25 protein-coding genes are annotated in these 21300 nt (G+C 57.4%); 14 read left to right on the forward strand and 11 right to left on the reverse strand.

Annotated features, from left to right (window positions below):
* Window positions 1–441: 441 nt before the first annotated feature.
* The 12 genes from IBX59_RS01650 to phbB all read left to right on the forward strand — a co-directional run bounded on the left by IBX59_RS01650 (window position 442) and on the right by phbB (window position 11582).
* On the forward strand, window positions 442–1416 hold the full coding sequence (locus tag IBX59_RS01650; protein ID WP_296371706.1) for a glyceraldehyde 3-phosphate dehydrogenase NAD-binding domain-containing protein: 975 nt from the start codon (window positions 442–444) through the stop codon (window positions 1414–1416).
* 102 nt (window positions 1417–1518) lie between these two features.
* Window positions 1519–2445, forward strand: a complete 927-nt coding sequence (locus IBX59_RS01655; RefSeq protein ID WP_296371707.1) for an ABC transporter ATP-binding protein — start codon at window positions 1519–1521, stop codon at window positions 2443–2445.
* The gene (locus IBX59_RS01660; protein ID WP_296371709.1) at window positions 2442–3203 is read left to right on the forward strand and encodes an ABC transporter permease; all 762 of its coding nucleotides are present in this window, start codon (window positions 2442–2444) and stop codon (window positions 3201–3203) included. The genes IBX59_RS01655 and IBX59_RS01660 overlap by 4 nt, the downstream gene beginning before the upstream one ends.
* A gap of 37 nt (window positions 3204–3240) precedes the next feature.
* Window positions 3241–4035: a S49 family peptidase gene (locus IBX59_RS01665; RefSeq protein WP_296371712.1), complete on the forward strand. Its 795-nt coding sequence runs from the start codon at window positions 3241–3243 to the stop codon at window positions 4033–4035.
* A gap of 160 nt (window positions 4036–4195) precedes the next feature.
* Window positions 4196–4972 carry an SDR family oxidoreductase gene (locus tag IBX59_RS01670; RefSeq protein ID WP_296371715.1) on the forward strand — a complete coding sequence of 259 codons (777 nt, stop codon included), beginning with the start codon at window positions 4196–4198 and terminating at the stop codon, window positions 4970–4972.
* Between the two features lie 285 nt (window positions 4973–5257).
* Window positions 5258–7126: an excinuclease ABC subunit UvrC gene (gene uvrC / locus IBX59_RS01675; protein ID WP_296371717.1), complete on the forward strand. Its 1869-nt coding sequence runs from the start codon at window positions 5258–5260 to the stop codon at window positions 7124–7126.
* An 86-nt stretch (window positions 7127–7212) separates the two neighbouring features.
* Window positions 7213–7878 (forward strand): CDP-diacylglycerol--glycerol-3-phosphate 3-phosphatidyltransferase, encoded by a 666-nt coding sequence (pgsA, locus tag IBX59_RS01680; protein WP_296371719.1) that lies wholly within the window; start codon window positions 7213–7215, stop codon window positions 7876–7878.
* Window positions 7878–8123 carry a molybdopterin converting factor subunit 1 gene (gene moaD / locus IBX59_RS01685; RefSeq protein WP_296371721.1) on the forward strand — a complete coding sequence of 82 codons (246 nt, stop codon included), beginning with the start codon at window positions 7878–7880 and terminating at the stop codon, window positions 8121–8123. The genes pgsA and moaD overlap by 1 nt, the downstream gene beginning before the upstream one ends.
* Window position 8124: 1 nt before the next feature.
* Window positions 8125–8565, forward strand: a complete 441-nt coding sequence (locus tag IBX59_RS01690) for a molybdenum cofactor biosynthesis protein MoaE (protein ID WP_296371724.1) — start codon at window positions 8125–8127, stop codon at window positions 8563–8565.
* Window positions 8566–8658: 93 nt separating this feature from the next.
* The gene (locus tag IBX59_RS01695) at window positions 8659–9465 is read left to right on the forward strand and encodes an EAL domain-containing protein (protein WP_296371726.1); all 807 of its coding nucleotides are present in this window, start codon (window positions 8659–8661) and stop codon (window positions 9463–9465) included.
* 148 nt (window positions 9466–9613) lie between these two features.
* The gene (locus IBX59_RS01700) at window positions 9614–10789 is read left to right on the forward strand and encodes an acetyl-CoA C-acetyltransferase (RefSeq protein ID WP_296371728.1); all 1176 of its coding nucleotides are present in this window, start codon (window positions 9614–9616) and stop codon (window positions 10787–10789) included.
* Window positions 10790–10856: 67 nt separating this feature from the next.
* Entirely contained in the window at window positions 10857–11582 is a 726-nt protein-coding gene (phbB, locus tag IBX59_RS01705; RefSeq protein WP_296371731.1) for an acetoacetyl-CoA reductase, read from the forward strand.
* 196 nt (window positions 11583–11778) lie between these two features.
* Here the strand turns inward: phbB and IBX59_RS01710 are convergent, their stop codons facing one another.
* The 3 genes from IBX59_RS01710 to IBX59_RS01720 all read right to left on the reverse strand — a co-directional run bounded on the left by IBX59_RS01710 (window position 11779) and on the right by IBX59_RS01720 (window position 13032).
* Window positions 11779–11946: a DUF465 domain-containing protein gene (locus tag IBX59_RS01710; RefSeq protein ID WP_296371734.1), complete on the reverse strand. Its 168-nt coding sequence runs from the start codon at window positions 11944–11946 to the stop codon at window positions 11779–11781.
* 119 nt (window positions 11947–12065) lie between these two features.
* Window positions 12066–12842 (reverse strand): methyltransferase, encoded by a 777-nt coding sequence (locus IBX59_RS01715; protein WP_296371737.1) that lies wholly within the window; start codon window positions 12840–12842, stop codon window positions 12066–12068.
* On the reverse strand, window positions 12814–13032 hold the full coding sequence (locus IBX59_RS01720; protein WP_296371739.1) for a DUF2007 domain-containing protein: 219 nt from the start codon (window positions 13030–13032) through the stop codon (window positions 12814–12816). The genes IBX59_RS01715 and IBX59_RS01720 overlap by 29 nt, the downstream gene beginning before the upstream one ends.
* A gap of 55 nt (window positions 13033–13087) precedes the next feature.
* On the opposite strand from IBX59_RS01720, the gene IBX59_RS01725 reads away from it, so the two are divergent.
* Window positions 13088–14086 (forward strand): polyprenyl synthetase family protein, encoded by a 999-nt coding sequence (locus tag IBX59_RS01725; RefSeq protein WP_296371741.1) that lies wholly within the window; start codon window positions 13088–13090, stop codon window positions 14084–14086.
* A 59-nt stretch (window positions 14087–14145) separates the two neighbouring features.
* Here the strand turns inward: IBX59_RS01725 and IBX59_RS01730 are convergent, their stop codons facing one another.
* The 3 genes from IBX59_RS01730 to IBX59_RS01740 all read right to left on the reverse strand — a co-directional run bounded on the left by IBX59_RS01730 (window position 14146) and on the right by IBX59_RS01740 (window position 17069).
* Complete coding sequence (locus IBX59_RS01730; RefSeq protein ID WP_367119349.1) at window positions 14146–15183, reverse strand: TRAP transporter substrate-binding protein; 1038 nt, start codon at window positions 15181–15183, stop codon at window positions 14146–14148.
* 87 nt (window positions 15184–15270) lie between these two features.
* The gene (gene rsmD / locus IBX59_RS01735; protein ID WP_296371747.1) at window positions 15271–15858 is read right to left on the reverse strand and encodes a 16S rRNA (guanine(966)-N(2))-methyltransferase RsmD; all 588 of its coding nucleotides are present in this window, start codon (window positions 15856–15858) and stop codon (window positions 15271–15273) included.
* Complete coding sequence (locus IBX59_RS01740) at window positions 15855–17069, reverse strand: FAD-dependent oxidoreductase (protein ID WP_296371749.1); 1215 nt, start codon at window positions 17067–17069, stop codon at window positions 15855–15857. The genes rsmD and IBX59_RS01740 overlap by 4 nt, the downstream gene beginning before the upstream one ends.
* A gap of 90 nt (window positions 17070–17159) precedes the next feature.
* Between IBX59_RS01740 and IBX59_RS01745 the strand changes: the two genes are divergently transcribed.
* Window positions 17160–17651, forward strand: coding sequence for a peroxiredoxin (locus tag IBX59_RS01745; protein ID WP_296371751.1), 492 nt, complete (start codon window positions 17160–17162; stop codon window positions 17649–17651).
* Between the two features lie 36 nt (window positions 17652–17687).
* Here the strand turns inward: IBX59_RS01745 and IBX59_RS01750 are convergent, their stop codons facing one another.
* From IBX59_RS01750 to IBX59_RS01770, 5 genes are read right to left on the reverse strand one after another with little or no spacing between them, the layout of a single operon-like run.
* Window positions 17688–18554, reverse strand: a complete 867-nt coding sequence (locus IBX59_RS01750) for a mechanosensitive ion channel domain-containing protein (protein WP_296371897.1) — start codon at window positions 18552–18554, stop codon at window positions 17688–17690.
* Entirely contained in the window at window positions 18535–18834 is a 300-nt protein-coding gene (locus IBX59_RS01755) for a 4a-hydroxytetrahydrobiopterin dehydratase (RefSeq protein ID WP_296371752.1), read from the reverse strand. The genes IBX59_RS01750 and IBX59_RS01755 overlap by 20 nt, the downstream gene beginning before the upstream one ends.
* Window positions 18831–20015 (reverse strand): GNAT family N-acetyltransferase, encoded by a 1185-nt coding sequence (locus IBX59_RS01760; RefSeq protein WP_296371899.1) that lies wholly within the window; start codon window positions 20013–20015, stop codon window positions 18831–18833. The genes IBX59_RS01755 and IBX59_RS01760 overlap by 4 nt, the downstream gene beginning before the upstream one ends.
* Before the next feature lie 31 nt (window positions 20016–20046).
* Window positions 20047–20799 carry a glycerophosphodiester phosphodiesterase family protein gene (locus IBX59_RS01765; RefSeq protein WP_296371754.1) on the reverse strand — a complete coding sequence of 251 codons (753 nt, stop codon included), beginning with the start codon at window positions 20797–20799 and terminating at the stop codon, window positions 20047–20049.
* Entirely contained in the window at window positions 20796–21257 is a 462-nt protein-coding gene (locus IBX59_RS01770; RefSeq protein ID WP_296371756.1) for a RidA family protein, read from the reverse strand. Before IBX59_RS01770 ends, IBX59_RS01765 begins: the two co-directional genes overlap by 4 nt.
* Window positions 21258–21300 lie beyond the last annotated feature (43 nt).

Raw genomic sequence — 21300 nt, forward strand, 5'->3', positions numbered from 1 at the left:
TTACACGGATTTTCCGGTAACTGTTGATTTTTATCTCTCATCTAAATTGGGCCAAAAAGTGACGCCAACTTGTTGTTTGCGGGCCATTAATCAGCGCATTTTCTGATGATTGCCCCATGTTTGTGAAACAGTGCAGCCCGTATTTGCTGCGTTTACCAGTGAATATCGCAACATTTGTGTCAAATTTGCAGCGTCTGTGGCCCGAAGGTGTAATGCATGACCCACGGCACCGCAGGACAGGCGATTTCAGCATCCATTTGACTGGTTTTAGGATTCAAAACGTAGAATCACCGTTGCTACGTGTGATTTTTGGGGCCCTTGCCAGGGCGATTCTTTGCGGGGTCGGGGCAAGGATGCGTGGTGCTGTTATTGCTGGCATGATCTTGTTCCCTCTTGTGCAAGGGTGCAGCATTGCGCCAATACAAGGTGGGGGGCGCTTGAATGACACGGATATTTATTAACGGATTTGGCCGTATTGGGCGCACGGTGTTACGCGCTTGGGCCAAGGGCGACTGGCCTGCCCTGGATATCGTCGGCATCAACGATATCGCGGCGCCGGATCTTTGCGCACATCTGTTTGCCTATGACAGCGTCTTTGGCCCCTATCCCGGCACGGCAGAGATGGTCGGGGATTCACTGGTCGTGGACGGCAAGGCGATCCCGCTGTCGCGCAGGGATGACATCAGCACCCTTGATTTGTCCGGGGTTGACGTGTTGCTGGAATGCACCGGCAAGGCCGACAGCCGCGATGTTGCCGCGCGCGGTTTGGATGCGGGGGCGGGCAGGGTGCTGATTTCCGGCCCGTCAGATGCGGCGGATGCAACTGTGGTGCTGGGGGCAAATGACGCAGTTCTGGCCGGTCAACCGATCGTTTCAAATGCGTCCTGCACCACCAACGCGCTAGCTCCGCTGGTCAAATTGCTGGATGCCACTTGGGGGCTGCAAACGGGTTGGATGACGACGATCCATTGCTACACTGGCAGCCAGCCCACCATTGATGCCCCGCGCGGCGATTATATGCGAAGTCGTGCCGCCGGCCTGTCTATGGTGCCGACAACGACTTCGGCGCAGCATTTGCTGGACGTTGTGTTGCCCGATCTCGCAGGTCGGATCGCGGCGGCGGCGGTGCGTGTGCCTACGGCATCGGTATCGGCGGTGGATTTGACGGTGGTCTTGCGCACCATCCCAACTGACGAGGCGCTGCACGATTTTCTGTCGCTGCAACGCGGGGTCATCGGGCATACTGACAAGATGCTGGTGTCATCTGACCTGCGCGCAAGGCCCGAAAGCCTGATCATCGCCCTGCCTGAATGCCGGGTGACGGCAGGCGGGCTGGTGCGTATCTTTGGCTGGTATGACAACGAATGGGGCTTTTCGTGCCGGATGCTGGATATGGCGGCGCGGATGGGGAAATGAAACGCCCCCGCCCCGCCCAAGGGCTGCCTACTGGGGATGCACCCTTTCCCTTTGGGTCTGCGCGCACTAGGTAGCAAGCGAACCTAGAAAACAGGCAAATTCATGTCCGCGATCGTATCCGTCCAGAACCTTCGCAAATCCTACGCTGGGGGTTTTGAGGCGCTCAAAGGCGTCAACCTTGACATCCAAGAGGGCGAGATCCTTGCGCTGCTTGGCCCAAATGGCGCGGGTAAGACGACTTTGATTTCAACGATTTGCGGGATCACGGTGCCGACATCGGGGCATGTAACCGTAGGTGGTCACGACACGCAGGCCGATTTTCGCGCCGCCCGCAGCCTGATCGGTCTGGTGCCGCAGGAAATCAACCTTGAACCGTTCGAAACCGTGTTCAGCACGGTGCGGTTTTCGCGCGGGTTGTTCGGCAAGCCGCGCGATGACGGCTATATTGAAAAAATCCTGAACCAGCTTTCGTTGGGCGACAAGAAAAACGCCAAGATCATGACCCTGTCCGGCGGCATGAAACGCCGTGTGCTGATCGCCAAGGCGCTGGCCCATGAACCGCGTGTGTTGTTTTTGGACGAACCCACCGCAGGCGTGGATGTGGAACTGCGCAAGGACATGTGGGATGTGGTCGCCGACCTGAAATCGTCAGGCGTCACGATCATCCTGACGACACACTATATCGAAGAGGCCGAGGCGATTGCCGACCGTGTCGGTGTGATCAACAAGGGCGAAATCCTGTTGGTGCAGGACAAGGCCGAAATGATGGCCCAGATGGGGCAAAAGCAGTTGCAGATCGCACTGGCCACGGCCACGCAGGATATTCCGGCAGCTTTGGCACACTACAACCTTGACCGCGCAGACGACGGGCTGACCCTGACTTACACCTACGACACGAAGGGCGAACGCACCGGCATCACGACCCTTTTGGCCGATCTGGCCAAGGCGGGGCTGAAGCTGAAAGATATCCAGACCCGTCAAAGCAGCCTGGAGGATATCTTTGTCGGGCTGGTAAAGGAAAAAGCATGAATCTGACTGCTGTCAAATCCATTTACATGTTCGAAATGGCGCGGTTTTTCCGCACCATCATGCAAAGCCTTGTTTCGCCGGTATTGTCCACCTCGCTTTATTTCGTGGTGTTTGGTGCCGCCATCGGCAGCCGGATCGACCAGGTGGAGGGTGTCAGCTATGGCGCGTTCATCGTGCCGGGGCTGATCATGCTGTCGGTGATGACGCAGGCGACGACCAATGCCAGTTTTGGCATCTATTTCCCCAAATTCATCGGCACAATCTATGAATTGCTGTCTGCGCCGGTGAATTTTCTTGAAATTACGGCAGGCTATGTGGGGGCGGCGGCGACCAAGGCGATGTTTATTGGGCTGATCATCCTTGGCACAGCGCATCTGTTCGTCGATCTGAACATCGCGCACCCCGTTGCCATGCTGGCCTTTCTGACGCTGACCTGCATCAGCTTTTCCCTTTTGGGGTTCATCATCGGGATCTGGGCGGGGAATTTCGAACAGTTGCAACTTATCCCACTGTTGATCATCACGCCGCTGGTTTTTCTGGGCGGGTCTTTTTATTCGATTACGATGCTGCCGCCGGTCTGGCAGACGATCACCCTGTTCAACCCTGTGGTTTACCTGATCAGCGGGTTCCGCTGGTCGTTCTTTGGCACGGCAGACGTCAGTATCGGGGTATCGCTTGCGGCCATCGCATTGTTTACCGCGATTTGCCTGACGGCGATCTGGTGGATTTTCCGCACCGGTTGGCGGATCAGGCAATAACCTTGCGCTGCGTCCAAAGCGGCTTAGATGGTGTGATATGAAACGCTTTATTCCTTTTTTGAAATCCGATCCGTTTGTCGCCGTGATCCGCCTGCAAGGCGCGATCAGCAATAGTGCGCGAGGGCTGGACAACCCCAGCCTTGCGCCTGTGATCGAAAAGGCGTTCAGCCGGGGCAAACCCGCCGCTGTGGCGCTTGAAATCAACTGTCCTGGCGGGTCGCCGGTGCAATCTTCACTGATTGCGGCGCGTATCCGGCGGCTGGCGGACGAAAAGAAAATCCCCGTTTTCGCCTTTGTCGAGGATGTGGCGGCGTCGGGCGGCTATTGGTTGGCCTGTGCGGCGGACGAAATTTTCATCGACGCCTGTTCGATCACCGGTTCGATCGGCGTCATCAGCGCCGGTTTTGGCGCGCACGATGCGATTGAAAAACTGGGTGTGCAGCGCCGTGTGCATACATCGGGGACGTCGAAATCCATGCTGGACCCGTTCAAGCCGGAAAAGCCTGCGGATATCAAAAAGCTGAAAGGCTGGTTAGAGGATCTACACACGACCTTTACAGACTATGTGAAATTGCGGCGCGGCACGAAACTGGCGGATAATCCTGACCTGTTCACCGGCGAGGTGTTCATCGGCCACAAGGGCATTGACGCAGGGCTGGCTGACGGGATCGGCCATCTTGTGCCGATGATGAAACAGCGGTTTGGCGACAAGGTGAAATTCCGCCGCTATGAACAAAGCCGCCCGTTGCTGGCGCGCTTTGGGGCGCGGGTCGTCGATGACACCATTGGCGGGATCGAAGAACGCGCCGCATTCGCGAGGTTCGGCCTGTGATTGTCAAATCTGTCATTCTGTTTCTGGCCTTCATTTTTGTGCTGGGTATTTTCGGGAAATGGCGTTTTCCCGGCCAGCAGCGGCTGGCCGACGCCAAATGCCCCAAATGCCAACGCTACCGCATCGGCAAAGGCCCGTGTGCCTGTGAAAAGGGCCGCCCGTGAGGGCGCTTGTGACGGGCGCAGGGGCGCGGCTGGGGCAGGCAATGGCGTTGTATCTGGGTCAACGCGGCTATGACGTGGCGGTGCATTATGCAGGGTCCGCGACCGGGGCGGCCGATACGGTGGCGCAGTTGCTGGCGATGGGCCGGCAGGCCGTGGCATTGCAGGCCGATCTGTTGGACGAAAACGCAACATGCGCGTTGATCGGGCGGGCGGTTGATGCGCTGGGCGGGCCGCTGACCTGTCTGATCAACAATGCGTCGATTTTCGAATATGACAGCATCGCAACGGCAACGCGCACCAGCTGGGACCGGCATATTGAATCGAACCTGCGCGCGCCTTTCGTTCTGACCCAAGCGTTCGCGGCCCAGGCCCCTGACCTCATCCATGATACCAATGGTGAACCGGTGGCGCAGGCGCTGGTGATCAACATGCTGGATCAGCGGATACACAAACTGACGCCCGAATTCATGAGCTATACCATCGCCAAGATGGGGCTTTGGGCGATGACACGCACCACGGCGCAGGCGCTGGCCCCGAAAATACGGGTCAACGGCATCGGGCCGGGGCCGACGTTGCAAGGGCACCGGCAATCTGTGACGCATTTTGAAAAGCAACGCGCGGCGACGATCCTGAAACGTGGTGCAAACCCTGCCGATATCACCGCGGCGTTGGGTTATTTTCTGGATGCGCCTGCGATTACCGGGCAGATGCTGGCGGTTGATGGCGGTCAGCACCTTGCTTGGGAAACGCCGGACGTGCTGGGGTTGGAGTGACGCGGCGCTAAAGTTGTGCACCCCCTGAATCCTGCGTCACGCGAATGTTACAATTTCACTGTTTTTCAAGGCGTTAAGCATGTGTAAATAAAAATATATAGTAAATTCAATGAATTACATATGCGCCTAATTTTTAGGCAAAGTGACGAAGCCTGCTGAAAACAAGGAAAATTTCAGGGTGTCACGGATTAACCCACCGACTTATCCACAGAAACGGTGGATGCCTTTCCTCTTGCCCCTGCGACGTTACCATTGCAGCAACCACAGAATCACAGATACGTGACCATGACCGACCAGCCGATCAATCCACCCGCGACCGGATACGACCTGATACACGGGTATTTGCGCACGATTGATGCGTCGCCCGGTGTTTACCGAATGCTGGATGCGGACAGTCGCGTGCTTTATGTTGGCAAGGCGCGGAACCTGCGCGCGCGGGTCAGCAACTATGCCCGCCCCGGCAATCATTCGCCGCGTATCACGCGGATGATCAGCGAAACCGCCTCGATGATGTTTCTGACCACGCGCACCGAAACCGAGGCGCTGTTGCTGGAACAGAACCTGATCAAACAGTTGAAACCGCGCTACAACGTGTTGCTGCGCGACGACAAATCCTTTCCCAACATTCTGGTGACAAAGGATCACGCCTATCCGCAGATCAAGAAACATCGCGGTGCGAAAAAGCAAAAGGGCAATTATTATGGCCCCTTTGCCGGGGCGGGGGCGGTCAACCGCACGCTGAACCAGTTGCAGCGGGTGTTTTTGCTGCGTAACTGTTCGGATAGCGATTTCGAGACGCGGACGCGCCCTTGCCTGCAATACCAGATCAAACGCTGTTCCGGCCCCTGTTGCGGGCTGATTTCCACAGATGATTACGCAGCGTCGGTGCGCGATGCCGAACAGTTCCTGCAAGGCCGCACCAAGGGCATTCAGCAGACGCTGGCCGCGCAGATGCAGGCGGCCAGCGATGCGATGGAGTTCGAACGCGCCGCCGCCCTGCGCGACCGGATCAAGGCACTGACACAGGTGCAATCGGCGCAAGGGATAAACCCGCAAAGCACCGCCGAGGCGGATGTGATCGCGCTGCATACCGATGGCGGGCAGGCTTGTGTGCAGGTGTTTTTCATCCGAGCCAACCAGAACTGGGGCAACCACGACTATTACCCCCGCGTCAGCGGCGACGAAGACCCGTCCGAGGTGATGGAGGCCTTTGTCGGTCAATTCTACGCTACGCGCGAACCGCCGCGCATGCTGATCCTGTCGCATGGGTTGGATAATGATGATCTGATGGTTCAGGCATTGTCTGAAAAGGCGGGGCGCAAGGTGGATATCACTGTGCCGCAACGCGGCGAAAAGGCTGAACTGGTACAAAATGCACTGCGCAACGCCCGCGAAAGCCTTGCGCGCAAGATGTCTGAAACGGCCACGCAGGGGCGTTTGCTGAAAGGGCTGGCCGCAGCGTTCGATCTGCCCCGCGTGCCGCAGCGGATCGAGGTTTACGACAACAGCCACATTCAGGGTGCCCATGCGGTCGGCGCGATGGTGGTGGCCGGGCCGGATGGTTTTGACAAGAACCAGTATCGCAAATTCAACATCCGCGGCGATGACCTGACCCCCGGCGATGATTTCGGCATGATGAAAGAGGTGCTGACCCGCCGTTTCCAACGTCTGCTGAAGGAAGACCCCGAACGCACCCAAGGCACCTGGCCCGACCTGTTGTTGATTGATGGCGGGGCCGGGCAGGTCAGTGCTGTGCGGCAGATCATGGATGATCTGGGCGTTAGTGACATTCCCATGGTGGGCGTGGCCAAAGGCGAAGACCGCGACGCAGGCAAAGAGGAATTTCACCGCACCGGCAAACCCGTCATGGCGCTGCGCCACAATGATCCGGTGCTGTATTTCATCCAAAGGATGCGGGACGAGGTGCACCGTTTTGCCATCGGCACGCATCGTGCCAAGCGGTCAAAGGCAATTGGTGCGACCCCGCTGGATGACGTGCCCGGCGTTGGGGCCGCGCGCAAACGTGCGCTATTGGCGCATTTCGGGTCGGCCAAGGCGGTGGCGCGCGCGAACCTTGCTGATCTGAGGGCGGTGGAAGGTGTGTCGGGGAATATGGCCCAGACAATCTATGATTACTTTCACGAAAACGGTTAAAAAGGTTCTTGCCTCCGGCGGGGACATTTATACCCGAAAGAAGCAGGATATGGTCAGACGTGCGCAAGCCGGTTAGACAGGGGGGTATGAATATAAATTTACCAAATATCCTGACGATCTTGCGCCTGCTTGCAGCGCCCGGCGTGGTGATCATGTTTTTGTATTTTCATCGCCCTTGGGCGGACTGGTTCGCGCTGGCGTTGTTCGTATCGGCGGCGCTGACGGATTTTCTGGATGGCTATCTGGCACGCGCGTGGAAACAGGAAAGCAAGCTGGGCGCGATGCTGGACCCGATCGCCGACAAGGCAATGGTGGTGATTGCGCTTTTGGTGATCACCGGATTTTCCGGCATGAACCCGTGGATCCTGCTGCCCGCCACGCTGATCATGTTCCGCGAGGTGTTCGTGTCTGGGTTGCGGGAATTTTTGGGTGATACGGCAGGCACACTGAAGGTCACCCCGCTGGCGAAATGGAAAACCACCGCGCAGATGGTGGCAATTGCGCTGTTGTTCGCGACGGGCGCATTTGAACATTATTTCGGGATGCAATCCATCGGGATGAGCCAGCAGATCGTGACTGACGTGCTGGCAGGCCGCATTCCCGATGAAATGGGTCTGATCTGGAAATATCAGGGTATGATCATCAGCTGGTGGGCCGGGATCACCATATTATGGATCGCAGGGGTTTTGACACTTGTCACCGGATGGGATTATTTCCGCAAGGCGCAACCCTATCTCAAGGATGCTCGTTAATGAACGTGATGTATTTCGCTTGGGTCCGTGAACGAATCGGTATCCCACAGGAAGCCGTGGAAACAGATGCCGCGACGGTATCTGATCTGGTAGCTGAACTTGTCGCACGCGAAGACCGCTATGCCGCAGCCTTCGCCGATATTTCGGCGCTGCGCGTGGCGCTGGATCAGGAACTGTCAGATTTCGACGCACCCCTTGCCGGTGTCCGCGAGGTTGCGTTTTTCCCGCCCATGACGGGGGGCTGACATGGCCGTGCGTGTGCAGGAAGGCGCCTTTGACGCCGGTGCGGAACTGAACGGTTTTGTGCAAGGTCGGACCGATGTTGGGGCGGTTGTCAGCTTTACCGGCATTGTGCGCGATACCGCTGGCAATCTACTGGAAATGCAGATTGAACATTATCCTGGCATGACCCAATCCGCGATTGAAAAAATCGTGCAAGAGGCACAGCACCGCTGGGATCTTTCCGATGCTCTGGTAATTCATCGCTATGGTGCGTTAAAGCCCGGTGCGCCAATCATGATGGTTGCCACCGCTGCCGCGCATCGTGCTGCCGCGTTCGAAGCTGCCGATTTCCTGATGGATTACCTGAAATCCCGCGCGCCTTTCTGGAAAAAGGAAGTGACCGGTGCCGGTGCCGATTGGGTGGCAGCCAAGGAAGCGGACGAAAATGCCCTGAACCGCTGGTAGTTTTTCCTGCCAATGGGCGTTTTTGCCGGTGCATCTTAACCCGATCTTAGTCGGCGTCAGTTCATGCTGCTGTCACCCTGATGGATGGCCAGTATGGAAAAGACAACGCTTCGCCGCTGCGAGACAGCAGACTCCGCCCTGCTGGACCCGTTGCAATACGCTACGGCAAGTCGTGATGCAGATGTCATAACATTGGTGCAGGATGCGCTGTCTGCCGGGCGCACGCGGCTTGCGTTTCATCCGATTGTGACTGCGGATAAACAGCCCCGCGTTGCATTTTACGAGGGGCTGGTGCGTTTAATGGACGATGCGGGCTGCATCATACCCGCTGCGCATTTCATGCCATCAATCGAAGAAACGGTGCTGGGTCGGCAGATTGATTGCGCAACGCTGAATCTGGCCTTGGCATTGCTGAAACAGCAGCCTGCCCTGCGTTTATCAGTCAACCTTTCAGCACGATCTATCGGCGATGGGGAATGGCGGCGGATCCTCGAACGGGGCTTGCATGACTGGCCAGGGCTGGGCGAACGGCTGATTTTCGAGATAAGTGAAACGTCAGCCATGTTGCTACCCGAAATTGTCCTGCGTTTCATGGCGCAAATGCAACCCAGGGGCGTAGCCTTTGCTCTGGATGGATTTGGCGCGGGGTTTACCGCTTTTCGCCATCTCAAGACATTTTTCTTTGATCTGGTGAAAATCGACAAAGGTTTTATCCGTGGGATTGAAAGCGACCCTGACAATCAAGTCTTGGCCGAAGCGTTGATAACCGTCGCCCATCAGTTTGAGATGTTCGCCATCGCTGATGGCGTTGAGACAGCGGCAGAGGCGGCATTTCTTAAAGGGATCGGGGTTGATTGTTTGCAAGGATATTATTTTGGGGTGCCAAAATTTGAATTCTGACATCCCGATATCTTGCGCTTGGAATTGCATTGCCCTGCACCAGCCAACCCAATAAGGTTCATGGTGAATGGTGGGGCGGTATGTTCTGACCCGTTAGGTGCATTTTATGCGCGTCCCGCCAGGGAATAACCTGAAGGGAATTAATTTTATGACAAATGTTGTTATCGCATCTGCTGCCCGCACCGCCGTGGGTAGTTTCGGGGGCGCTTTCGCGACGACGCCTGCCCATGATCTGGGTGCGGCAGTGCTGGCGGAAGTTGTTGCGCGCGCCGGCCTCGAAAAGGCGGACGTCAGCGAAACAATCCTTGGGCAGGTGCTGACAGCGGCGCAAGGCCAGAACCCGGCGCGTCAGGCGCATATCAATGCCGGTCTGCCGATTGAATCCGCCGCGTGGAGCATAAACCAGGTTTGCGGGTCCGGTCTGCGTGCCGTGGCACTTGGCGCGCAGCATATCCAGTTGGGTGATGCGGCGATTGTGCTGGCAGGTGGGCAGGAAAACATGACGCTTAGCCCGCATGCCGCGCATTTGCGGGCAGGTCACAAGATGGGTGACATGAAATACATCGACACGATGATCCGCGATGGTCTGTGGGATGCGTTCAACGACTATCACATGGGCCAGACAGCGGAAAACGTAGCCGACCAATGGCAAATTACCCGCGACATGCAGGATGAATTCGCCGTTGCATCGCAGAACAAGGCAGAAGCGGCGCAGAAGGCGGGCAGATTCGCTGACGAAATCATGCCTTTTACCGTCAAGACCCGCAAAGGTGACATCATCGTCGATCAGGATGAATACATCCGGCACGGATCGACCATGGAGGCGATGCAGAAACTGCGCCCTGCGTTTACCAAGGATGGGTCTGTCACGGCCGCAAACGCATCGGGTTTGAACGACGGTGCCGCAGCGACACTGTTGATGAGCGCGGAAGAAGCAGAAAAGCGCGGCATCGAACCGCTGGCGCGTATTGCATCTTATGCCACGGCCGGGTTGGACCCGTCGATCATGGGGGCGGGCCCGATCATGGCAAGCCGCAAGGCACTGGAAAAAGCCGGGTGGAGCGTGGCAGATCTTGATCTGGTCGAAGCAAACGAAGCCTTTGCAGCACAGGCCTGCGCCGTGAACAAGGATATGGGCTGGGATCCAGAGATTGTGAACGTCAATGGTGGCGCTATTGCGATCGGTCACCCGATCGGCGCATCTGGTGCGCGTATTCTGAACACGCTGCTGTTTGAAATGAAGCGGCGCGGCGCGAAAAAGGGATTGGCGACTTTGTGTATTGGTGGTGGCATGGGTGTCGCCATGTGCATTGAACGCCCCTGATTCAGTTCAAGGCGGTGCATGGTTGCGCCGCCTTGACGAATGTTAATTTCAAAAGGAGGAGACGAATATGGGACGTGTCGCACTTGTCACGGGCGGATCACGCGGTATTGGTGCAGCTATTTCAAAGGCGCTGAAGGATGCAGGCTATACCGTCGCTGCCACCTATGCGGGAAATGATGAAAAGGCCGCAGCTTTTACCGCAGAAACGGGCATCAAGACATATAAATGGGATGTCGGTGATTATGAAGCCTGTGTCGCTGGAATCGGATTGATCGAGGCAGAGGTCGGCCCGGTTGAAGTTCTGGTCAATAACGCGGGTATCACCCGCGATGCACCTTTTCACAAGATGACCCCGCAACAGTGGAAAGAGGTGATTGACACCAACCTGTCGGGCGTTTTCAACATGACCCACCCGGTTTGGCCCGGTATGCGCGAACGCAAATTCGGGCGAATCATTACAATCAGTTCGATTAATGGCCAAAAGGGTCAGTTCGCACAGGCCAACTATTCTGCTGCCAAAGCTGGTGACATCGGCTTTACCAAGGCGCTGGCACAAGAAGGTGCACGTGCGGGAATCACTGTGAATGTAGTCGCCCCCGGCTACATCAACACCGAAATGATGGCGACTATTCCTGAGAAAGTCATGAACGAAGTGATCCTGCCACAGATTCCTGTGGGACGTCTGGGCGATCCATCTGAAATCGCGCGCGCGGTTGTATTTCTTGCGTCGGACGAGGCAGGGTTCGTGACCGGGTCCACCCTGTCGGCAAACGGCGGGCAATATATGAGCTGACCCTTAAACGAGGTCTTGAATCAAAAGAGCCGTGCATTCCCGCACGGCTCTTTTTCTTAATTCTGTCGCATTCTGTGACAGTTGAGACCGATCGCCTTTGCTTGACAAGACTGCAAAGTCCGCAGGCCAGTTAACGCAGCACAATTGTTTCATCGTTTCCGGGTGCAATTACAGCTTGCGCCAGCGCCCGGTCAGATCAGTTTGCGCTAAGCTTTTTGATCGTTTCTTTCAACATCAGCTTTTGCTTTTTTAGTTTTGCGATTTCAAGATCGTCTTTTGCAGGGCTGCGTTGCATCATCTCGACCGATTCAGAGAGGTTTTGATGCTTCTTTTTCAGTTCCTGCACATGCGAACTTAAAGTCATTATAATCCTCCTCTGGGAATTGTTTGTAAAACTATTGCAACACATCTGATGATCTGTGTCACGCCGCACAGCAGCAAATCACCACCTTTTCATCGTCTGCTATAAAAGTTGCCAAACGGTTAAGGCCAGATGTCCAAAGATGCGCCATGTCGCAAAACGGACTGCACCGCAGCGGTATAGCTTTCCTGATCTCCCTGATGGCTGGTGCCGTCGTGCATGATCAGCGCCGGGGCCAAGCGAAAAGCTGCGCGCCCTTCTTGCCGGGCTTGCAGTAAAAACAGCTCGGGCGGGCGGTTTTTGCGCCCGGCAATGGGGCAAACCATCAGCGAACCCAGTCGCCCTGACAGCGCCGTCAACACCTCTGGCAGGCGTTCAACCCGTTGGATCAGTGTCAGATATCCTTTTGGTCCCAGCCGCCGCGTTCCAATGTCTAGCCAATCAACAAGCGGGGTTTCGCCACCCAAGGCCGTATCTCGCCCCGGATCCGTGGCGGCGGTGCCTGCACGGCGGTCAAAATAGGGGGGGTTCATGATGACGTGATCGAATCGCTTTTGCCGCAGATCGGCGGGCAGGGCGCGCAAATCGGCTGTCACAACATCAAAAACGGCTGCGTTTTCCACCGCGTTACGCCGCGCCAGATCCGCATAGGTGGGCTGCAATTCAACACCCTTCAGGTCCAGCCCCGGCACGCGCGCTGCCAGACACAGCGACGCCACGCCAACCCCGCAGCCAAGTTCCAGCACAGATTGCCCCGGTTTGGCGATCACAGCCGCCGCCAGCAGCACCGGATCAACGCCCGCGCGATAGCCCCGGCGCGGTTGCCATGCGCGCACGCGCCCGCCCAGAAAATCGTCGCAGGTTAAATCGTCAGTCACGGCCAAGGTCGATATTTCCATCGCGCATCACGGCTTCGGCCATGAACAGATCGCGGTCCAGCACCATCAATCGGCGCGGCATGATGCCTATGCTGCCTTCAAGGACGCTCATATTTACGTCGAAGGTGAACCAGTCTATACCCTCGCTGTCCAGCAGGGCGGTTGCAAAGGCGATGACAGTCGGGTCGTTGGTGCGCAAAAGCTCTTTCATATCCAAGACCTAAGGTGACGCACGGGAGTTGTCCATTCACATGACGGAACAGTTAATGAGCCATGATGCCGCCGCCACCAAACCGCATGAACAACTGGCCATAGCACTGGCTGATGATCTGACTGCGGTCAACGCCATGATTCGTGCGCGCATGGCGTCCGAACATGCTCCCCGCATCCCGCAGGTGACGGCGCATCTGGTCGAGGCGGGCGGCAAGCGTTTACGACCGATGCTGACGCTGGCTGCGGCGCGGATGTGTGGTTATGACGGGCCGTATCACATTCATCTGGCGGCGACGGTGGAATTCATTCACACCGCGACCCTGCTGCATGACGATGTGGTTGATGAAAGCAGCCAGCGGCGTGGGCGGCCTACGGCCAACCTGTTGTGGGATAATACATCCAGCGTTCTAGTGGGTGATTACCTGTTCGCGCGGTCGTTTCAGTTGATGGTTGAAACCGGGTCGATGCGGGTGCTGGATATTCTGGCCAACGCATCCGCCACCATTGCCGAAGGCGAGGTGCTGCAATTGACCGCCGCCAGCGATCTGGCGACGACAGAAGAAATTTATCTTAAGGTCGTGCGTGGCAAGACCGCCGCGCTGTTTTCCGCAGCGATGGAGGTGGGCGGCGTGATTGCCGGGCAGGATGATGCAACCGTGCAGGCGTTGTTCGATTATGGCGACAGCTTGGGTATCGCGTTTCAGATCGTGGATGACCTGCTGGATTACGGCGGCACGCAGGCCATCGGCAAGAACCTTGGAGATGATTTCCGTGAACGCAAACTGACGCTTCCGGTTATTCGCGCGGTAGCCGCGGCAGATGATACGGAACGGGAATTCTGGGTGCGCACGATCCAGAAGGGCCGCCAGCAAGATGGTGATTTGGAACAGGCCATGGGATTGCTGGCCAAACATGGCGCGCTGGATACCACGCGGGTTGATGCGATTGCATGGGCGGACAAGGCGAAGGGTTCGCTTGCTGCGATCCCCGATCACCCGATCAAGACCATGCTGGTTGATCTGGCTGATTACGTCGTCGCGCGTATCACATAAAGAAACGCCCGCCGTCTATGGACGGGCGTTTCTTTGGTCAATCACGTCAGAACCGCGCACTATTGAGCCACACCAATGTTCGCCTGCACGGCTTTTTGGGCTGCTGCCACCAAGGCCGCCCCGTCATACCCTTTGGCGTCCATTTCGGCGATCCATTCGGAGGTGACACTGTCGCCCAATGCCTTGATGCGGTCTGTTTCCGCCTCTGACATCACGGCGATTTCATTGCCATCGTCATACATGAGGTCGCGGCCTACGACATCGCCCGTGTCATGGGCGCGGCCTGCCCACATCGCGGCCATCTTGCCGGAATTGGCGTCGATGATGGCGCGCAGGTCATCAGGCAGCCTGTTGTAGACATCCTTGTTCATCGCCCAGACGAAATAAAGGTTATAAAGTGCGCGGTCGCCAGCCACATCGGTATGGCTGTCGGTCAGTTCATTCAGCTTGAGAGATGGGGACATTTCCCAAGTGATGACGCCACCATCGACAACACCTTTGGACAGGGCTTCGGGGAATTGCGGAACGGGCATCCCGATCGGGGTCGCGCCCAGTTTTTCCAGAAGCAGGGTTGCTGCGCGCGATGGCCCGCGCAGTTTCAACCCGGCAAAATCTTCGACGGTGCCGACAGCATCGCCGCGTTTGTGGACAATGCCGGGCCCGTGCATGTGGACAGCGATGACATGCACATCCGCAAAATCATCCATCAGGAATTCCTGCGTGAAATCCCACGCAGCGGCGGATGACTCTTCGCCTTTTTTGGTCGTCATAAAGGGCAGTTCAAGCGCTTCGGCTTCGGGAAAGCGGTTGGGCTGATAGCCAGGAATGATCCAACCGCCGTCGATCGCACCGTCACGGATCAGATCATACTGGTCAGACGCAGCCCCGCCCAATTGCATGAAGGGGTAAAGTTCAACCTTGATGCGCCCGTCGGATTGTTCCGCGATGGCATCTGCCCAAGGCTGCATGAAATAGGTCGGGTTGGCACTGGCCGGCGATACAAAGTGCTGAAACCGCAGGGTCACATCCTGCGCAAGCGCAGACGTTGCGCACAAGGCAAACGCGCCAGTAAATGCGATATGTTTCAAGAGGTGCATGTTTTGCATCCTTTGCGTCATTGGTTGGGGGAAAGCGCCACCTCTAGCGACGCAGTCTATATCGCCTTTATAGGGCTGTATTGCAAGTTACTCACGATCTGCGCCAGGTGGACAGGCCGTCGTATTGAACCGCATAAAGCTCACCCAGGTGTCGCCATAGCGCCGTTGTTCCAATGCTGTAAAACCGACGGGTGCAATCTGAGCGCTGTTTTCTTCCCATACAATCAACGCGCCAGGGGCCAGCCAGCCAGATTGCAGCGCGGCGGCAAGCGCTTTGGGCCCCAACCCTTGCCCATAGGGAGGGTCCAGAAAAATCAGACTGCAGGGCGCGCCAGTTGGCAGTTTGCTGGCGTCCGTGCTGATCAGGGTCGTGTCGGCCTGTCGGCGTAGTTTGGCAATGTTTTCCCGAATCAGCCGGGCTGCGATCCGCCCGCTATCCACAAATGTGACGTCCGCTGCCCCTCGCGACAGGGCCTCCAGCCCCAATGCGCCGGTGCCTGCAAACAGATCCAGCACCCGGGCGCCGGTGATCGGATCGTCAAAGCGCCCGCCCTGCAAAACGTTGAACAGGCTTTCGCGCACCCGGTCTGTGGTGGGGCGCAGATGCGCGCCCGTGTCACCCTTGCCCACGGCGGCCAGGGCGGTACCGCGATGGGTGCCGCCAATGATCCTCATGATTTCAAAAGCGCCTTCATGTCGGTGGCCGGATTGGTGATTTGGGCGGGTGTCGGGCTGCACCCCGTTGCGATCAGGCGCTTGCCGATCATGTAGTTGCGCGGGTCGTTCATGGCGTCCACCGCGATCAGTTCATTCCCTTTGAAATACCAGTTGGACTGCACATCGGGGGTGTTGCCCTTGCGGATATAGACATCGGTATATCCCATGTTCAGCCCTGCGATCTGAAGCTTGCAATCATATTGATCCGACCAGAACCACGGTTGCGGGTGATAGGGTGCGGCCATGCCCAGCATGTTGCGGGCGACAGCTTCGGCCTGATCGATGGCGTTGCCGACGCTTTCCAGCCGGATACGCGTGCCTTTGAACAGGCAGGATGCGCAATCGCCTGCGGCCCAGATGTGCGGGTCGGATGTGCGGCCGTAAACATCGGTCGTGATCCCGTTGTCCACGTCCAGTCCCGCGCTCTCGGCCAGAATGGTCGCTGGATTGATCCCGATGCCGACAACGGCCAGATCCAGTTGTAAGGTGGCGCCCTTTGTCAGCCGTGCGCCGGTGACGTGATCGTCGCCCAACAGCATCTCCAGCCCGACGCCTTCGCGGATGTCTACACCATGGCTGCGGTGCAGATTGCGGAAATAATCTGATGTTTCCGGTGCCGCGACCCGTTGCAATATCCGGTCAGCCATTTCGATCAGCGTTACTTGAAGGCCGCGTTTTGCCGCTACAGCCGCCGCCTCTAGGCCAATGTATCCGCCGCCGATGATCAAAACCCGCCTGCCTGCCACAAAAGCGGGGGCCATCGCATCGGCATCTGCCAGATCGCGGATGCAAAAGACATTGTCCAAAATGCCCCCCACAGATTTCGGTAATGTGCGCGGATGCGCCCCGGTTGTCAGCGCCAGTTCATCATAACTTATCACGTCGTTCCCGGTCAGGGTCACCGTTCGGCTTGTCGGATCAATCGCAACGACGCGGGTATTCAGACGCAGATTTATGTCATGATCGGCATAAAATTCGGCCGGACGCAGATACAGCCGTTCTTGGGGTATTTCCCCTAAAAGATACGCCTTGGACAGCGGGGGGCGCTGATAAGGTGGGACGTTTTCGGCGCCAATCAGGGTGATGTCGCCGGTAAAACCTTCGCTGCGCAGTTTGGCGACCAACGCCGCCCCGGCCTGTCCTGCACCGATCACAACGATGTGCGTCATAACAAACTACCTTTGGTTGCTGGTCCATTGATGCTGGCAAGTCTATATGGCAGTTCACGGAAGTTACAATTGAGTTCAGGGACAATCACAATGACAATCAAGACGGGCGATACGCTACCAGATGCAACCTTGCTGACAGTGGGTGATGACGGACCAGAGCAAGTTTCCCTTGCTGAAAAGATGAAAGACCGCAAAGTCGTGATCTTTGGCCTGCCGGGGGCATTTACCAACACCTGCACCTCGGCGCATTTGCCAAGTTTCATGATCACCTATGACGATTTCAAGTCAAAGGGCGTGGACGAGATTATCTGTGTGGCGGTCAACGATCCCTTTGTGATGAAGGCATGGGGCACATCCACAGGTGCTGCCGATGTCGGGATCACCCTGCTTGCCGACGCTGAAAGCGCCTTTACCGGTGCGATTGGAATGCAGTTCAGCGCACCGCCTGCTGGATTTGTGAACCGGTCCAAGCGGTATTCCATGTTGGTTGAAAACGGTATTGTAACAATTTTCAACGAAGAGGCCGCACCCGGCACATGCGAAATTTCAGCAGGTGAAACATTGCTGGCAGCGATGGGATGAACACACCGGGGCGGCGTAACAAGGCCGCCCCCGCCCTTAGGCTTTGGCCTGCACAATTGTGCGTGTGGGGAAGGGAATGTCGATCCCTGCCGCATCCAGCGCCTCTTTGACGCGGCGTTTCATGTCGGCCTGATACTGGAAAAAATCGGCACTACTACACCAGACCCGCACCAGAAAATCAACTGAACTGGCGTTCAGGTTGTTGATCTGAATAAACGGTTCAGGGGCGGTTTGGGACCGAGGATCGGCCATGATGGTATCGCGGATGACCTGTTCGGCCTTTTGCAGGTTCACGCCATAGCCCACGCCAAATGTCCATTCCGCACGCCGCGTATCATAGACCGAATAATTTACGATCGTGTTGCCCCAGACCTGCGCGTTGGGGATGATGATCTGCACATTGGCGGGCGATGCCAATTCGATGAAATTCAGCGTGATTTCCTTGATCGTGCCCATTTGCCCGCCGACTTCGACAAAATCGCCCAGCTTGATTGGTCGGAAAAAAACGATCATCACACCGGCGGCCACGTTTGATAGCGTGCCCTGCAACGCCAGACCGATGGCCAGACCGGCGGCACCGACAACCGCAACAAAGCTGGTTGTTTGCACCCCAAACGTGTTGAGAACAAACAGAAACGCAAAGGTGATGACGACATATCGCGCCACGTTACCCAGAAAATTAAACAGCGTAATGTCCAGATGTTTGCTTTTGCCGCCAAGCGACACCAGCCGCCGCCGCACCCAGCCGCCTGCGATAAAGCCGACCAGCAAAATCAGAATGGCGGCAAGCACATTTCCGAACATCGCCGCCAGAAATTCAATCGTCAGCAAATCTGCAAGTGTCTGTTCGTTCCAGATCGCGGTGTTCATCACCTCTTCCACTTTATCCTCCTGCAAGAGCATCCAGTTTTGTGCCCAGTTGGGCGTCAAGGACGCTTAGGCCATCTACGTCATGCGTGGTCAAGATGACGTCCACGGTTTTATAGACATTCGACCATTCAGGATGGTGGTTTAGCTTTTCCGCCCAGATCGCAGCACGGGTCATGAACCCGAAAGCTTCAACAAAGTTTTTGAACTGAAAGGTTTTGTGGATCGCATCGCGCCCGTCCACCATGGCCCAACCATTATTCAGCAGCGGTGCGATCTGTTCCTTGCGTGCGGCATCTGTCAGTTTTTCGGTCATTGCTGTTCCTCCTGATGGGATTTGCGAAAAGGGCCATAGCTGGTCAGCACCTCGATTTCGTGGTCGATGGCGTCCCGTTCGGCGGTCAGGTAGCGCGCAACGGCATCGCGGAAACCCGGATCGCCGATCCAATGCAGCGAATGGGTGGCGACCGGCAGATAGCCGCGCGCGAGTTTGTGTTCGCCTTGCGCACCTGCTTCGACCCGTTTCAGCCCTTGGGCGATCGCGAATTCAATGGCCTGATAATAACACAGCTCAAAATGCAGGCAGGGATGATCTTCTGTGCAGCCCCAATAGCGCCCATAGAGCGTGTCGCGCCCGATGAAATTCAGCGCCCCCGCCACGGCCTGGCCGTCATGCATTGCCAGCACCAGCAGCATGTCGTCGCGCAGGGTTTCTTGCGCGCAGTCGAAAAACTGCCGCGTCAGATAGGGCGTGCCCCATTTGCGATTGCCGGTGTCCTGATAGAACCGCCAGAAGGCATCCCAGTGTTCCGGCTGGATCTGGTCGCCGGTCAGGCTGATGATCTGCCCGCCGAACCCTTGCGCGGTGGCGCGTTCCTTGCGGATGTTTTTGCGTTTACGGCTGGACAGCGACGCAAGAAAACCGTCGAAATCGGCGTATCCGTCATTGACCCAGTGAAACTGCTGGCCCAGCCGGCGCAGCAGGCCCATTTCCGCACCTGCCAGCGCCTCGGCTTCGGTGCAAAAGGTGGCGTGGACTGATGATAGTTCGTTATCGGCAGCGACCTGCACCGCGCCCTGAATAAGTGCGGACATGCCTGTTGCCTCAGACCCGGGCCGGGTCAGAAAACGCCGCCCGGTGGCCGGGGTAAACGGCACGGCGATCTGTAATTTCGGGTAATACCGCCCACCCGCGTTTTCATAGGCATGCGCCCAGTTGTGATCAAAAATATATTCGCCCTGACTGTGCCCCTTGGCATAAAGCGGGGCCGTGGCGATGATTTGCCCGTTCTGCGTGGCGGTCAGATAGCGCGGTTGCCAGCCGGTGCCGGGGCCGACCGAACCGCTGTCTTCCAGTGCGCGCAGGAACCGATAGGTGGTAAAGGGATCAGCGGGTCGGCCATCGGTTGCCTCGGGGCATGCACAAGCATCCCAATCAGCAGCGTTTATGCTGGACAGGCTGGGGTGTGTGGTGATTTCGATGGCCGCATCTTTCATGTCGTTCAACTTGGGCGGCAGCGGGCCGGGGTCAAGCCAGATAACCTTCAAATGTTACATTATCTGCAATCTTGCGCGCAGCCGCTTCTGCTTGGGGCGATCGGATCGTCCAGCACAGAATTCCCGCACCCTGGTGTTTCAACTCCGTCACTCGGGGGCGGGTCAGATCGGCGGCTTCATGGCTGATGAAACAGGCGCCAACGCGGTCATAGTCGGGGATGTCCCGCAGGGTGTCACAGACCTGAGAGGGCAGTTCCGGCCAGAACATCGGATCGTAACCTGATGTGGTCAGCCCGCGTGGGATGTCAGGGGTAAGCGTTGCCAGCGCCGCGACGGTATGCGGGTTGAAGGACATCAGCGCGACTGCGCCGCGGTAACCGGTCAATGCCGCGACAGTTGCTTGTTCCAATGAGCCGATGTTTGGCCCCATGAAGCCGTCCTGATCCTTGATTTCAATCAAAAGAGGCACGCGCCCCGCGACCAGTTCCAGCACAGTCTCCAGCGCAGGGATTGTGCCGGGATCATCGGTCAGGCGCATTGCTTCCAGCGCGGCGCGGGTGCGGGTGCGCACCGGCCCACGCGCGGCCGTCAGACGGTCCAGTTGATCATCGTGGAACACCATTGCATGCCCGTCGGCCGTCAATTGCACATCCATTTCGATCCCATAGCCTGCGTCAATCGCGGCGCGGATCGACTCCTGGCTGTTTTCGACGCGTCCTGCGCTGCGGTCGTGCAGGGCGCGATGGGCGATGGGCCGGTCAAAAAAAGCGGCGGGCAGGGTCATTTGATTTGAAAGATCGCTTCGATTTCGACGGCGACACCCAAAGGCAGGCTGGCCGCACTGACTGCAGACCGCGCGTGGCGTCCTGCGTCACCCAATGCGGCAACCAGAAAATCAGATGCGCCGTTGATCACCTTGGGCTGGTCAGTGAAATTGGCGGTGGAATTCACAAAACCCACCAGTTTGACCACCCGCACCAACCTGTCAATATCCCCCCCGCAGGCAGCCTTGAGTTGCGCCAGCAGGCTGATCGCACAAGCCCGCGCCGCATCCGCCCCGGCAGCGGCGTCCAGATCGGCGCCAATCTTGCCAGTAATCAGCCCATCCGCATTGGCCGAGATCTGGCCCGACACATATACCATGTCACCCGCGATGACATAGGGCACATAGTTCGCCGCCGGCGCCGGAGCATCGGGCAAGGTCACGCCCAGTTCGGCCAGTTTGTCTTCGATTTTGCGCATGCTTTTCTCCTTGTTTGGGCGAACGCTAGCGTCACAGGCGGCC

This window comes from Yoonia sp. (assembly GCF_014859355.1).
Lineage (GTDB): Bacteria > Pseudomonadota > Alphaproteobacteria > Rhodobacterales > Rhodobacteraceae > Yoonia.